Origin of the sequence: Erythrobacter tepidarius (assembly GCF_002155695.1) — a bacterium.
In the GTDB taxonomy this organism is placed as follows: Bacteria; Pseudomonadota; Alphaproteobacteria; order Sphingomonadales; family Sphingomonadaceae; genus Erythrobacter; species Erythrobacter tepidarius.
Genome location: NZ_MUYJ01000002.1, coordinates 168,430 through 182,473, shown reverse-complemented (window position 1 = coordinate 182,473; position 14,044 = coordinate 168,430). Strand labels below are relative to the sequence as shown.

The window sequence follows — 14,044 nt, the reverse complement described above, 5'->3', positions numbered from 1 at the left end:
GTGGACGATCATCAGCCATCCTGGCCTTGCGATGATGCCTTGCGGGAAGCGATGTGCGCTGCTCAGCGCTCGGCGAACATGCCTTCGATCATCGGCTGCAAGCCGGCGTGAAAGCGCGCCAGTATCTGCCAGTCGCCCACGCTTTCGTAATGCGATACGAGGCTGGTGCCGTCCCACCGGTGCAAGGCATAGGTCGGGGGTTCGGTGACGATCAGCTCGCGGTCATCGGGCACTTTCTGGTCGATCGGGGTGAGGTCCATCGCTACCAGCGGCGCGACCGAAGGCGTGACGCCCAGTGGGATGCCGGCGAAACGGGTGGTGATCGGGCGATGCAGATGCCCGCAATGGATTGCCTGCACCTGCGACTGTCCGGTGAGCACTTCGCGCAGGCGCTCCATCCACGGCTCGTGCTGGCCCGGATCCATCCATTCTATCCCGGCGACCACCGGCGGGTGGTGCATGAAGATCAGCGTCGGCTGCTCGGGCGCCTCGCCGAGCCGATCGGCTAGCCAGCGCGCCCGCGCTTCGCAGAAGGCGCCCCCGTGGCGACCTTCTTCCAGCGTATCGAGACAGATGATACGAAGCCCAAGCCGCGCCTCGATGACATAGTGCAGAAAGCCACCGTCAGCCGGGGTCACCTGCGGGAAGGCCCCCAAAAGGCCTGCACGGCTGTCGTGATTGCCGACCATCGGTGCGATCGGGAAAGGCATCTCACGCAGCAGATCGGCGGCCTTGGCGAAGCTTTCCGCATCGCCGTGGTCGGTGATGTCGCCCGACAGAACCAGCATATCGGGCATGTTGGGGCCTGACCGCAGCCGCTCCAGCGTGGCGCGGAACCGGGTGAGGTTCAGTTCCTCGGGCTTGTCATCGGGGGCGAAGCCGACATGAATGTCGGTCATCTGCGCGATCAGCACCGCCTGAGATGAAGTTGTAGCGTTCCCGCCCATCGTCAATTTCTAGCGGTCCCTGCGATTGCTGCAACCCGCGCTCTCACCAGGGGCGGGGCGGCGGGCTGGTAGTGCGGTTCGGGTCCCTTGGGCGACCACTGGCCCGAAGGGACGTGATAGGAATGACACATCGCGCAGGACGAGGGCACGATCTTCCTGGTTTTCACTGCCGTCGCTCCGAGGTGGCAATCGCGGCAAGACTTGAGATCGGGGATCAGCAGGTCGCTAGCCTGTTTCGAGGTGTCGGCGGCGTGGCAATCGGTGCATTTCTCTTTTTTGTGCGCCTCGTGGCTGAAAAAACCGCTGACGAGGAAGCGATCGGGCAGGTTGACCGGAATCAGATCGGCCTGCCCGGCCTTGCGGGTGGGAATGTGGCACTCGGTGCAAATCCCGCCTTCCGAAAGCGCGTTGGACAGGCCGATATAGGCGCGCACCGGCCGACCGAAATCGGCAGCATAGGTCCCGCCGCGCGCGAACTGGCCGGGGCGCTTGCGGCTTGAGGCCGGCGTGGCGCGCGGACCGGTGCTGATGCGCGCAAGGTCTTCCGCCAGATGCTTGACATTGCCGTGGCGCAGCTTGCTGAAGCCGCCTCCGGCCGTGCGCCCGGAAACGAGGCTGTGGCAGCTCTCGCAGGCGTCCTCCATCTTCACCTGCTTGAAGCCGATCTTGTCGGCGTTGAGGTTGTGGCAGTCCTTGCATTCGAGCGGTTTGCCATAGCGGGGAAGGCTCACCGCCATCCGCGCCGCGCCGCCGCGGGCATTCATGTGGACATCATGCGGGAACTTCAGCCCGCTACGTTCGACCGGTCTGGTGTCGAGCGAGGCGCGCACCGGCTTGGTCGCACCGAAGCTGGCGTAGAATACCGGGCGGAACTGCGGGTGCGCTTTGCCGAAATCATGCGCGTCGGCCAGTTTGGTGTCGGTCAGGCGACTGTCGAGATTGTCGTGGCAGTCCGCGCAGAAGGCTTCGCTGGCCGGCTGCTGGCGGACCTTGCCTTCATGCTCGCTGTGGCACGAGACGCAGCCCAGCGGGCCTTCCTTGCCGAGGCTTTGGGCGATGTTCCATTGCAGCGCATCACCGACGGACAAGGCCGGCATCCCCTTGGTCTGACGCGGCATCGCAGCGTGAGCGGCGGTGTCCTTGTGGCACGAGATGCAGGTTTCATCCTGCACGCTCTCGAAAGCCTTGACGTGGCAGCTCTCGCAATTGTCCTCAAGGCTGTGGTGCCGGAGCGAGAGATCGCCGGTCGACCAGGCGGCATCCATCAGCACCTGACCAGGGGTCTTGCCCTCTGGATCGTTCTTGGCCGGCGTGCGCAGCAGGTGGCTGCCGATCGGAACGAGCAGCAGCAACAGCGCAATCGCGCCGGCGAAGATCCAGCTCATCGCGCGCTTGGACGGCAGCACGCTGGCGAGCGCGAAGCCGCGCAGCGCATCGTCCTTGCCCTCGTCCGGGATGATCTGGCGGATGGTGATCGAGATATTGCCGTCGCTCTCGCGCGCCACGGCAAGGCGTGCGGTCCCCAGCGCGATCTCGCCTCCGGTGCGCGGGTCGATCACGCCTTGGGTGACGGTGCGCCCGTCGAGCCCGAACCCCAGCGTACCGAGCGCGGCGGCGAGCAAGGTGCCGTCGGACTGAAGAACAAGACGGACGTGGTTCTGCTCGACTGCCAGGTCGGGCAGGTGGATATCGTTTTCTGCTGCACGCCCGATCGTCAGGCTGGCCTGATCGACCATGCGGTCGCGGACGATTTCGCGCCCGGCGGCGGTCAAATCAATGGTGCGGATCAGGAATGCCATCGCCCGTTCCTCACCAGTAGTAAAACACGCTGATGACGTGCGCGGTGAGCGCGGCGAGCAGTGCGATGGTCAGCGGGATGTGGATGAACAGCCAGATCTCCAGCATCGCGCGGATGCGCAATTGCCCGCGGATCTGGGCGAGCTGTTCGCTGCGCTTTTCGAGCAGCGCCGTGACACGGGTGGCGGCTTGCGAGCCGGTGCCGATGGCCCTCAGCGCCCGTGCCGTTGCACAGCCCGGATAGCTGCCGGTAAGCCGCGCGACCGGCCCGCCGGCAAAGACGTCCTGTTCCAGCGCCGCGATCACCATATCGGCCTCGGCCCGCCCGAGCGGCTGGGCCGCGCTTTCGAGCTGGCGGTCGATCGCGGTCAGCGCCTCCAGCATCTGCTTGCGGGTCATTTCCTTGCGATTGGCCGACAGGCTCTGCGGCAGCGTGGCATAGACATAGACACCGTAGATCCCGGAGAAGATCACCAGCAGCATCAGCACATAGGCGAGCGTGTGGACGTTCCAGCCGATCTGGAAGCCCGTGTGCAGCGTGCCGATGACAAGCAATGATAGACCGAGATAGACATGGGCCGAGGTCCACGCCTTGAGGCTCCACGCCCCCGGATTGATGCGCCGCTTCCTCACTCCCAGCAGCGAGAGCCACAGGATCAGCGCAAAGCCGATGGTGCCCAGCGTATAGCCGTACCACGATCCGCCGTTGGGGCGCGGCTCCTGATCGATCAGCAGATAGCCCGCAATCGCAGCCAGACACAGGCCGAGCGCGATCCACAACCAGCGAAAGCCCTTGTGCTTCAGAAAGCTGACGTGATCGGAATCGCGCCGCCGCTCGTCCTGCGCGAACCGTCCGATGCCACCGGTTGCCTTGGTTGCCATTACTCGGCGTCCTCGGTGAGCTTGGTGAAGGTCAGGAACTTGTCTGGGCTGACGCGGATCGCCGCCCCGGTCGGGCAGGCGCGCACGCAGGCCGGGCCACCATCGATGCCGGAGCACATGTCGCACTTTATCGCCTGCTTCGGCTTCTGCACGCCCTCGGCCTCGATGGCCTTCTTGCGCCAGCTGTAGGAGGGCTCGCCCGGCCCGGGGCCCTTGCCGAACAGCATCCATTGCAAGAGGCTTGGCTTCTTGGGCGGCTTGGCATCCATGCGGATCACGCCGTAGGGGCAGTTGCGCTGGCAATTGCCGCAGCCGATGCAGGTCTCGTCGATGAACACCTCGCCGTCCGGCCCGCGCTTGATCGCGTTTGGCGGGCAGTCGGCCATGCAGTGCGGGTGCTCACAATGGCGGCACGAGGTCGGCACATGCAGGTGGGCGTAGGTCTTGCCTGCCTCGCGATCGAGCCGCGAGAGTCCGTCATGGCTATCGGCGCAGGCCCTTTCGCAGTTGTCGCAGCCGATGCACAGCTTCTCGTCGATCAGCAGCACGTCGGTCGCCTCGCCGATGCCGTTGTCGACGAGGAACTGCGCGGTCTTGGAATAGAGATCGACCGCGCCGGAGAAGCTGTCCTTCTGCGCTTCGATGAAGGCATTGGTGGCGCGCCGGCCCTCCATGTCCTTGAGTGCGCGCTCGCGCAGCCGCGGGTTCCTGTCGAGCAGTCGGAGGAAGCCCTCGCCCGGCAGGCGGATCACTTCCGACTTGATCGCCGCCTTGACCGTCGCGGTACGCTTCGACCCGTCGATCACCGCCATTTCGCCAAAGTATGATCCGGCGGGCAAGTAGGAGAGGAACACCGGCCTGTCGCCGATTTGCTTTTCGACGATCATCGAGCCGCGGCGGATGATGAACACATCCTTGTCGTCCGCGCCTTCGGCCACAACCACTTCGCCTGCTCGCTTTTCCTCGACCTGGGCGGCCTCGACCAGTGGTGCGACATCCTCGCGCGTCAGCCCCGATCCGAACATCTGCAGCAGCTGGCGCTCGATCGAGATGCGTTCGATGGCATTCTTCGCGGATGGCACCTGCGATTGCAGTTTGAGCGCGGCAAGGCGCGAGATTTCGACCACGATGGTGTCTTCCGCCGCACGGATGGTCGCCCCGCGGCGGCGTCCGGAAATCAGGCCCACCTCGCCGAAGATCGAGCCGGTCTCGATCGGGATGGTGACCGAGGGATCGGCGGGGTTCACTTCCACCGCAACCGAGCCGCTGGCGATCCCGAACAAAGAGGAGCCGGGCGCATTGCGCTCGAAGATCACTTCGCCAGGAGCATAATATTTCACTTCGCTGTCGAGCATGAACTCGCGCATCTGGAGCGGGTTCATGCCGTTCAGAATCGACACGTTGGCGCGCAGGAACTCGAGCCATTCCTCGGTGCTGCGCTTGCCGGGGAGATTTGCGAACTTGGCGGCGATGATCGGTTCGTCGGCGGGCTTCAAGTCGGTGTTGCCGTTGATGAACTCGATGACGTCGTGGCCCTGGTTCATGCAGTGCTTGATCAGCGGATAGCCCGCCAGGGCGCCAATCACGAAGATGCCCGGCGCGGTCGATTCGAACACCGGCGAAAGCTTGGGGAAGGCGCCGCGATCCTCGCTGGTGAACTCGATCCCGCATTCCTCGACAAAGGCGCGGGGCGGGGCCGAACCGATCCGCGCGATCACCCGGTCGCAGCGAATGCGGATCTCGCCGTCGCGGGTTGCGAGCGTGATCCACCCCGGCTCGATCGCCTTGGTCTCGCTTTCAAAGCGGATCGTGAGCTTGCCCGCTTCGTGATCGGCCATCAGCGCGCTGACATTGGCCGGTTTGGCGGTCGGGAATTCGGTGCCGCGGTTGAGGATCGAGACGGTGTTGCGCTGCGCCGGATCCTCGGCAAGCCCGCGGGCGTTTTCGATCCCCGCGTCACCCGTGCCGACAACCACGATATGTTCGTCGACATATTCGGTCGGATCGTCGAGCTGGTACTGCACATGCGGCAGATCAGCGCCCGGGCAGCGCATCCGGTTGGGGTTGCCCTGCGTCCCGATGGCGAGGACCACGTTCTCGGCCATCACCGTCTCGCCATTGGTCAGCTCGATGGCATAGGGCGGGGCGTGGCGCTGGATTTCCTTGACGTTCCTGGTGCCGTCGCGCGCGCGGGTGACAATCTGCTGCACCGAGCCAGGGATCGGAGCGCCGGTGCCGCGGATCGCCTTGGCTTCGGCATGATACTTCACATTGACCTTGTGGCCGGCGATCTGCTCTTCCCAGATGGCGAGGATCGTCTCGCGCTTGCCTGCGTCGAAATCGATGTCCGAGCGCAGCACCAGATTGGAGGGCGTCGCCATGACGTGCTTGCCCTTCTGGTATTTGTAGATCGTATCCGAGAGGTGATCGGTCTTTTCGAGCAGCACGTGGCTGATGCCGAGCGCCGCGGCTCGTGCGGCGGCGCTCAGGCCCGCAGGGCCAGATCCGATGATCGCGACCTTGAACACCCCGGTCACCTATCCTCCCCCCTTCGTGGATAGATCGCACCTTCATGCACACCATACCCAATTGCGCCTTGGATGCCAGAGCGAATTGCCCGTTTTTGCGCGCGATGCTAGCGAGGCAGGATGGGAACGAGCGAACAGTCCGCCAGGGGCGGGTCATCGAAGGCGGGATGGATATTGCTGGGGGCGGCGCTGCTGCTCGCCGCGGGCTCGATCGGCTACAATCTTTCCCAAGGTGCGGGTGGCGGATCGGATGAAGCCGCTGCGACTGATGCGCCGCAGACAATCGAAGAGTTGCGCGCCGCTGCCGAGGCGTCGAAGGACGACGCCGGGCCATGGGCGGACCTCGCCTTTGCCTATTTCCAGGCGGGGGAATTCGGCGAGGCGGCCGGAGCCTACCGCCGCGCGGTCGCAATCGATCCGGCTGCGGCGGTGCTGTGGTCGGCGCTGGGTGAGGCGCTGGTGATGGCCTCGAAGCGCGATCCGCTCCCCCCCGAGGCGCTGGCCGCGTTCGAGAAGGCGGTGGCGCTCGATCCGCAAGACCCGCGGGCGCGCTATTTTCTTGCCGCCAAGAAGGATCTCGACAAGGATCATGAAGGCGCGATCGCCGCTTGGCTCGATCTTCTCGCCGACACCCCGCCAGGCGCGCCGTGGGAGGCAGATCTGGTGCGCACGATCGAACAGGTCGGGAAGATGAACCAGATCGATGTCGCCGCGCGCCTCGCCAAGGCGCGGGAGGGCCGCAAGCCCGCGATCCTCGCCCCAGGTTCGGGCAGCATAGCCGGCGATGCCGCCTCGCCCAATGTCCGCGGGCCGAGCGCGGCCGAGGTCGCCGCAGCAAGCAGCCTGAAGCCGTCCGAACAGCGCCAGATGGCCGAAGGCATGGTCGCCCGGCTCGAGGAGCGGCTGAGGAGGCAACCCCGAAACCCTGACGGCTGGGTGATGCTGATGCGCAGCCGCATGACCTTGGGCGAACCGGCCAAGGCCAGGGCTGCGCTGGAAGCGGCGATCAAGGCCAATCCGGACGAGGCCGCCGAGCTCAAGCGCCAGGCAGCGGTGCTGGGGATCAGCTAGGCGCCAGCGTCCGACGAAGACGAAGCGTGCCCAGAGCGCCGGATCGCGCAGGTCAGCGTCCTGTCCGCGCGCCATCGCCATCTGCGCGCTCATTGCGAACAGGGCTAACACCGGGCGACAGGTGGTGGCTGAAAGATCGGCGACTTTCAGGCCAAGGAAGCGGGGCAGATCGTCATAGCCGCCGATCTGCACGCCATCGATGATGGTTTGGGGTGTGTTGGCCACCCCGTTTTGAGCCCTGAAGCGATCGGTCTCCTTGCGCGTGGCGAGATGGTGATCTTCCACCACATAGCTTCTGGATTCCAGCAGGTGGCGCGACTTGAGCCCCTAGGGCCAGGCATGGCCTGCATCACCATGCGGTAGCGAAGGCCCATCATGGGTTGCGATGCCATGTCGGATCAACCTTGAGCCAAGCGAGGAGAATCCGTACATAGCTCCTGTATCATAGTACGGTTTCAAGAGTTTGAAATGAAGATTGGTGATCTGGCGAGTGCCGGCGGTGTCTCGGTCGAGACGATCCGCTTCTATCAGCGCCGCGGACTGCTTGCCGAGCCGCCGCGCGCAAAGGGAGTGCGGCGCTACACGGCAGCGGATCTGGAGCGGCTGCGCTCGATCCGGGCGGCGCAGACAGCGGGCTTCACGCTTGAGGAGATCGCCATCCTGCTCGGCCTCGAAAGCGACGACCGCGCTGCCGCCCGCGCGCTTGCCGAAGCCCGCATCATCGCGATTGACGAAAAAATCGCGACCCTCACAAGGATGCGTGCCGCGCTCAAGGAGCTGGTTGACGACTGCGCGAAAGGCGCGAAGGGTCCGTGCCCGATCCTGGCCGCCTTCCGCATTCCCGAGCAAGGCCAGTCGCAAGGCACCCCGAACCGCGCCCGCCGCGTGTAGGAACGCATGACCGTGCCCCCGCTTTCCCGTCGCGGCCTTTTCCGTGCCGCCGGTGTCGCCTCGGCCCTTGCCGCCTTGCCCGCATGGGCGCGGGGCCACTCGATCCACCGGCAGCGCGGCGGCACGCCCATCCGCCCCGGCTTTGACGAGCTTGCAGGCCCGGTGATCGACCTTTCGGTGGGCCATGGCCCGCGCATCGTGCAGGGTCGCAAAGGGCATGGCATCGCCATAAACGGGAGCGTTCCCGGCCCACTCCTCCGCCTCAAGCAAGGCGATAGCGTCCGCCTCAACGTCACCAACCACCTCGCCGAAGACACCTCGATCCACTGGCACGGGCTGCTGGTGCCGTTCCACATGGACGGGGTGCCGGGAATCAGCTTTCCGGGCATCAAGCCGGGGCAGACCTTCACCTACGAATTCCCGGTGCGGCAGTCTGGCACCTACTGGTATCACAGCCATTCGGGCTTGCAGGAACAGGCTGGCCATTATGGCCCGCTGGTCATCGATCCGGCAGGCGAGGAACCGGCGGAGTATGACCGCGACTACATCCTGCTGTTGAGCGAGTTCACCCCGCTCGACCCGCACAAGATCATGCATCGGTTGCGCACCGGCAAGGGCTATTTCAACTTCCAGCAGACCAGTTGGAGCGATGATTACCCGCTCTCCGCCGAGGATCGCCGGATGTGGGCTGAAATGCGGATGCCTGCGACGGATATCGCGGACGTGACGGGTTCGACCTACACCTACCTGGCCAACGGGCGCGGGCCGCAAGAGGGGCTGGAATATCTGTTCCGCCCTGGCGAGCGCGTCCGCCTGCGCGTCATCAACGGCGCGGCGATGACCTTCTTCAACCTGCGCATCCCCGGCCTGCCGATGACGGTGATCGCCGCCGACGGCCAGAACGTGAAGCCGGTCGAAGTCGACGAGTTCCAGATCGGCACGGCGGAAACCTACGACGTGATCGTGGAACCACGCGCCGAAGCCTATAGCATCGTCGCGGAAAGCATGGACCGCTCCGGCATGGCGCTGGCCACGCTGGCAAGCCGTCCCGGCGCCCGCGCAGCCATCCCGCCGCTTCGCCAGCCGCCGCTGCTCGACATGGGCGACATGGGCATGAACCATGGCGACGGGGGACATGGCGCGCACAGCATGGACGGCATGAAAATGCGCGACACCCTGCTCTTGCCGCCCGACGTGAAGGTGGGGCCGGGGATCGACATGGTTTCGATGGCTCCGGTCGACAAGCTGGGCGACCCTGGCCTCGGCCTGCGCGACGTGGAGCACCGGGTGCTCAATTACCGGATGCTCTCGGCGCTCGAACCCAATGCCGACACCCGCGAACCGTCGCGCCTGCTCGAATTGCACCTCACCGGCAACATGGAACGCTACATGTGGTCGTTCGACGGCGAAATGTATTCCGCAGTCCATGACAGGCCGATCCGCTTTGCCTGGAACGAACGGGTGCGGGTGAAGCTCGTCAACAACACCATGATGGCGCACCCCATCCACCTGCACGGGATGTTCTTCGAGCTGGTCAACGGCGAGGACGCCGCCCACCAGCCGCGCAAGAACGTGGTGATCGTCCAGCCTGGCGCATCCGTGCAGTTCGATCTCACCGCCAACGAGCCTGGTGACTGGGCGTTCCACTGCCACCTGCTCTACCACATGCATGGCGGCATGATGCAGACCGTCACCGTCATGGGCCCGCCGGAGAGCGGCACGTGAGGATTGCGATCGCTTTCGCGCTTCTGGCGACCGGCTCGCCGCTCGCCGCGCAGCACCGGCAACACGCGCCTGCCGGGGAGCAGAAAGATCATGCCGCGCATGAGGCTGTCGGCGCACAGGATCCGGACGCCGGCCACGACCTGCACGCAGGGCACGCGATGAACGATGCAGCCGAGCCAGCCTCTCCGGGGCCGAGCATGGAAACCCCTCCTCCCGCATCCGCCGGAAGCGGGCCGCCGCGCGCCGCCGACGCGATCTGGGGCAGCGCGGCAATGGCCGCCTCGCGCGAGGAACTGCGCCGCACCCATGGCGATTTTCCGGTGTTCTGGCTTCAGGGTGACCGGCTGGAGACGCAGCTGCGCGAGGGCCAGGACCTCTATCTGTGGGATATCCAAGGCTATTACGGCGGCCCCACCAGCCGCCTGTGGTTCAAGAGCGAGGGCGAGGGCGAGTGGGGCGCCTCGCCCGAGGATGCCGAAGTCCAGGCGCTTTATGCCCGCGCCTTCGCGCCCTTCTGGGACATGCAGGCAGGCATCCGCCAAGATATCGCCGGGCCCGACACCACCCATGCGGTGATCGGCGTGCAGGGCCTTGCACCCTACATGTTCGAGATCGACGCCGCGCTGTTCCTCTCTCATCGCGGCGACCTGACCGCGCGGATCGAAGGCGAGGTCGACCAGCGCATCACCCAGCGCCTGATCCTCCAGCCGCGCATCGAGGCCAATCTGTCCGCGCAGGACGTGCCCGAACTCGGCATCGGGGCGGGGATCGACCAGATCGAGGCCGGCGCGCGGCTGCGCTATGAATTTCGTCGCGAATTCGCGCCCTATATCGGCATCGAGCAATCATGGCGGACCGGCAAGGGCGCGGATTTCGCGCGCGCTGCCGGACAGGCTTCCTCTTCCACCAGCCTTGTGGCGGGCATCCGTTTCTGGTTCTGAACGATGAAGGACATTCCTATGCGTATCCCTGCCGTGCTTGCCGCTCTCGCCCTTGCCGCGCTCACGCCCTCGGCGCTGCTCGCCCATGTCAAACTGGCCGGATCGACGCCTGCTGCCGGCAGCGAGGCCAAGGCTCCCAGAACCGTCACCCTGATCTTCGACATGCCGGTTGATCCCGCCACTGCGGCGGCAAGCATCATCATGACTGCGATGCCGGGCATGGCGAACCACGGCGAGATGCCGATCCGCAACTTCACGCCGCGCTGGTCGCAGGACGGTCACACACTGACTTTGGCGCTGCCCAAGCCGCTGCCGGCCGGCACCTACGAGGTGCGCTGGCAGGCTTCTGCCGCCGACGGGCACATGATGACGGGAACCGTGAGCTTCGAGGTTCGGTAGGCCCGAGGTCGCTAGGCGCTGCGCTCTGGCCGGGGGCCGCCCGCCCGGGCCGGTCGCCTGCGTTCCCTACACGACGCCAAACGCCAGCATCGCGTCGGCAACCTTCTTGAAGCCGGCAATATTCGCGCCCTTGACGTAGTCGATGTAACCGTCGCCCTGATCGCCATAGCGGATGCAGCTGTCATGGATGCCCTTCATGATGTCCTTGAGCATCTGCTGGAGCTCTTCCTCCTTCCACGAGCGGCGTTCGGAGTTCTGGCTCATTTCGAGGCCCGAAACCGCCACGCCGCCCGCGTTCGAGGCCTTGCCCGGGGCGTAGAGGATCTTGTGGTGCTTGAAGACGTGCACCCCGTCGAGGTCGGTCGGCATGTTCGCGCCTTCCGAAACTGCCTTGCAGCCGTTGGCGATCAGTGTCTTGGCATCCTCTCCCAGCAATTCGTTCTGCGTGGCGCAGGGCAGGGCGACGTCGCAGGGCACGCCCCATGGGGTCTTGCCGGGGTGGAAAGTCGCCCTGGGGAAGGCCTCGACATATTCCTCGATCCGGCCGCGACGGTGGGTCTTGTGGGTTTTCACCCAGTCGATCTTTTCCTGGTCGATACCGTCGGGATCGTGGATGAAGCCACCGCTGTCCGAAAGGGTCAGCACCTTGCCGCCGAGCTGCACGATCTTTTCCGCCGCATGGGTGGCGACATTGCCCGATCCTGAGATCACCGCGGTCTTGCCGGCCACGCCCTCGCCCTTGGTCGCCAGCATGTTTTCGAGGAAATAGACCGCGCCGTAGCCGGTCGCTTCGGTGCGGATCAGCGAGCCGCCCCATTCCAGCCCCTTGCCGGTGAGCACGCCGGTGAAGTGGTTGGTGATGCGCTTGTACTGGCCGAACATGAAGCCGATCTCGCGCGCGCCCACGCCGATGTCGCCCGCCGGAACGTCGACATCGGCGCCGATGTGGCGATAGAGCTCGGTCATGAAGGACTGGCAGAAGCGCATGATCTCGCGCACCGACTTGCCCTTGGGATTGAAGTTGGCCCCGCCCTTTCCGCCGCCCATCGGCAGGCCGGTGAGCGCGTTCTTGAAGGTCTGTTCGAAGGCCAGAAACTTCAGCACCGACTCGTTCACCGAGGGGTGGAAGCGGATGCCGCCCTTGTAGGGGCCGATCGCATTGTTGTTCTGCACGCGCCAGCCGCGCTGCACGCGGATGTTGCCGTTGTCGTCCTCCCAGCACACCCGGAACGAGACCACGCGATCAGGCTCAGCGATGCGGCGCAGGATCTGCTGCGCGTGATACTCCTCCTTGTCCTGGATGAATTCGAAAATGTCCTCGGCCACTTCCTGCACGGCCTGGACGAATTCCGGCTGATGCGGATTGCGCTTCTTCACGCCCTCCATGAAGCCGTTCAAGTCGACGTGATCAGTAACCGCCATGAGATTCCCCCCCCCTCTCGAATAGATCTGATTATGCGATCGATGGAAACTCCGCTTGTCGTTATGCGGCAAATTATCAGCGCAAGGCGAGATTCCTGCAAGCGGGTTTCGGGAGGGTGTCGGGGCAGGTTTAGATGGCCGAACTGAAGCGGCGCCGGGTGACGGCACGATAGCTGTCGAACAGCGCGGCGATGCCGCGCGCATAGGGCAGGCCGCCTGGCATGATCCGCAAGATGTTGCCATCGAGGCTAGCAAGGCCGCGGGCAATGTAGGGCGCGAGCCGCGGACGCGCCTCGGCGATGAGGCAGGGCGAAAGCGCCGCTTCATGGCGGCATAGGAGCGCCGTAATCACCTCGCCGCGCAAACGGTCTTCGGGTGAGCGGATGATGCCGTGACTGGCCGAAAGCCGCCCCTCGGCTGACAGCGCGCGGTAGCGGCCATTGTGCTTCTCGTTCTGCGCGAGCAGACCGGGAAAGCCACTGATCGCGGTGGCGCCCATGCCGATCAGCACTTCGGCGCAATCATCGGTGAAGCCCTGAAAATTGCGCCTAAGCGTGCCGTCGTGCGTTGCCTTGGCCAGCGCGTCATGGGGCAGGGCGAAGTGATCGAAGCCGACCGCCGCATAGCCGCCTGCAGTGAGGAATTCATGCGCCTTGGCGGCCATGGCAAAGCGCGCTTCGGCACCCGGCAGGGCGTCTTCGGGGATCATCGTCTGGCGCGGCACCATGTGCGGCACATGGGCATAGCCGAACACCGCCACCCGGTCCGCGCCGAGCATTCGTGTATGTTCCAGACTGTCGAGCAAATCGACCATGGTCTGGTGCGGTAAACCGTACATCAAATCGAAATTGAGCGAGGTGACCCCGCCGCTGCGCAGCCAGTCGATGCTGCGGCAGATCATGCCGATGGGCTGTTCGCGCCCGATTGCCTTCTGGCAATGGGCGGCGAAGGTCTGCACCCCCATGCTCGCCCGGGTGATCCCGGCCTCGCGCACCAGATGGCTCCACTCGGCCGTCAGGCTGCGCGGATCGAGTTCGATCGACCATTCGGGCGCGACCAGCGGGAAGTGAGCGTGCAGCGCTTCCACAAGCGCCATGAATTCGCGCGGCTCAATCGCATTGGGGCTGCCGCCGCCAAAGGCGATGCGTCGCACACGTGCAGCTTGCGGCAGCAGGCTGGCGACCGTGGCGAGTTCCTGATGTAGCGCTGCAAGATAAGCCTCAACCCGCGCCCGCTTGCCCGATGCGCCGGTGTTGCAGCCGCAATAGTAGCAGATCTTCTCGCAGAACGGGATGTGGAGGTAGAGCGAGACATCGCCCTCGGCCCCGGCAATCGCGCGTTCGATCGCACCTTGTGCAAGCGGCCCGAAATCCGCGGCGGTGGGATAGCTGGTGTAGCGCGGCACCGGCGTGGCGAGCAGTTCGGGGTGATAGGTCCACAT

The 14,044-nt window shown here is 65.2% G+C and carries 11 protein-coding genes; 5 read left to right on the top strand and 6 right to left on the bottom strand.

Annotated features, from left to right (window positions below):
• Positions 1 to 62: 62 nt before the first annotated feature.
• The 4 genes from BZF61_RS02565 to BZF61_RS02550 are packed head-to-tail and all read right to left on the bottom strand — an operon-like array spanning position 63 to position 6,163.
• Complete coding sequence (locus BZF61_RS02565; RefSeq protein WP_086617066.1) at positions 63 to 914, bottom strand: metallophosphoesterase; 852 nt, start codon at positions 912 to 914, stop codon at positions 63 to 65.
• A 35-nt stretch (positions 915 to 949) separates the two neighbouring features.
• The gene (locus BZF61_RS02560) at positions 950 to 2,746 is read right to left on the bottom strand and encodes a cytochrome c3 family protein (protein ID WP_086617065.1); all 1,797 of its coding nucleotides are present in this window, start codon (positions 2,744 to 2,746) and stop codon (positions 950 to 952) included.
• Between the two features lie 10 nt (positions 2,747 to 2,756).
• Positions 2,757 to 3,626, bottom strand: coding sequence for a hypothetical protein (locus tag BZF61_RS02555; protein WP_211276702.1), 870 nt, complete (start codon positions 3,624 to 3,626; stop codon positions 2,757 to 2,759).
• Positions 3,626 to 6,163 (bottom strand): cyclic nucleotide-binding domain-containing protein, encoded by a 2,538-nt coding sequence (locus BZF61_RS02550; RefSeq protein ID WP_086617064.1) that lies wholly within the window; start codon positions 6,161 to 6,163, stop codon positions 3,626 to 3,628. The genes BZF61_RS02555 and BZF61_RS02550 overlap by 1 nt, the downstream gene beginning before the upstream one ends.
• Positions 6,164 to 6,274: 111 nt before the next feature.
• Here BZF61_RS02550 and BZF61_RS02545 point away from each other — a divergent pair, with 111 nt between their 5' ends.
• From BZF61_RS02545 to BZF61_RS02525, 5 genes are all read left to right on the top strand, one after another.
• Entirely contained in the window at positions 6,275 to 7,225 is a 951-nt protein-coding gene (locus BZF61_RS02545; protein ID WP_086617063.1) for a tetratricopeptide repeat protein, read from the top strand.
• A 468-nt stretch (positions 7,226 to 7,693) separates the two neighbouring features.
• A complete protein-coding gene (locus BZF61_RS02540; RefSeq protein WP_086617062.1) occupies positions 7,694 to 8,116 on the top strand; it encodes a MerR family transcriptional regulator in 423 nt (140 codons plus the stop codon).
• A gap of 6 nt (positions 8,117 to 8,122) precedes the next feature.
• Positions 8,123 to 9,841, top strand: a complete 1,719-nt coding sequence (locus BZF61_RS02535) for a copper resistance system multicopper oxidase (RefSeq protein ID WP_086617061.1) — start codon at positions 8,123 to 8,125, stop codon at positions 9,839 to 9,841.
• The gene (locus BZF61_RS02530; RefSeq protein WP_245804472.1) at positions 9,838 to 10,782 is read left to right on the top strand and encodes a copper resistance protein B; all 945 of its coding nucleotides are present in this window, start codon (positions 9,838 to 9,840) and stop codon (positions 10,780 to 10,782) included. The genes BZF61_RS02535 and BZF61_RS02530 overlap by 4 nt, the downstream gene beginning before the upstream one ends.
• 18 nt (positions 10,783 to 10,800) lie before the next feature.
• Positions 10,801 to 11,181, top strand: coding sequence for a copper resistance protein CopC (locus BZF61_RS02525; protein WP_086617172.1), 381 nt, complete (start codon positions 10,801 to 10,803; stop codon positions 11,179 to 11,181).
• A 66-nt stretch (positions 11,182 to 11,247) separates the two neighbouring features.
• Here BZF61_RS02525 and gdhA read toward each other — a convergent pair whose 3' ends face one another.
• Positions 11,248 to 12,603, bottom strand: a complete 1,356-nt coding sequence (gene gdhA / locus BZF61_RS02520; RefSeq protein WP_086617060.1) for an NADP-specific glutamate dehydrogenase — start codon at positions 12,601 to 12,603, stop codon at positions 11,248 to 11,250.
• 130 nt (positions 12,604 to 12,733) lie between these two features.
• The gene (hemN, locus tag BZF61_RS02515) at positions 12,734 to 14,044 is read right to left on the bottom strand and encodes an oxygen-independent coproporphyrinogen III oxidase (protein WP_086617059.1); all 1,311 of its coding nucleotides are present in this window, start codon (positions 14,042 to 14,044) and stop codon (positions 12,734 to 12,736) included.

Excerpts from the sequence above, each read along its gene's own strand:
- BZF61_RS02560 (WP_086617065.1), bottom strand. The coding sequence starts at position 2,746 with ATGGCATTCCTGATCCGCACCATTGATTTGACCGCCGCCGGGCGCGAA.
- BZF61_RS02555 (WP_211276702.1), bottom strand. The coding sequence starts at position 3,626 with ATGGCAACCAAGGCAACCGGTGGCATCGGACGGTTCGCGCAGGACGAG.
- BZF61_RS02545 (WP_086617063.1), top strand. The coding sequence starts at position 6,275 with ATGGGAACGAGCGAACAGTCCGCCAGGGGCGGGTCATCGAAGGCGGGA.
- BZF61_RS02540 (WP_086617062.1), top strand. The coding sequence starts at position 7,694 with ATGAAGATTGGTGATCTGGCGAGTGCCGGCGGTGTCTCGGTCGAGACG.
- BZF61_RS02535 (WP_086617061.1), top strand. The coding sequence starts at position 8,123 with ATGACCGTGCCCCCGCTTTCCCGTCGCGGCCTTTTCCGTGCCGCCGGT.
- BZF61_RS02525 (WP_086617172.1), top strand. The coding sequence starts at position 10,801 with ATGCGTATCCCTGCCGTGCTTGCCGCTCTCGCCCTTGCCGCGCTCACG.
- gdhA (WP_086617060.1), bottom strand. The coding sequence starts at position 12,603 with ATGGCGGTTACTGATCACGTCGACTTGAACGGCTTCATGGAGGGCGTG.
- hemN (WP_086617059.1), bottom strand. The coding sequence starts at position 14,044 with ATGTGGACCTATCACCCCGAACTGCTCGCCACGCCGGTGCCGCGCTAC.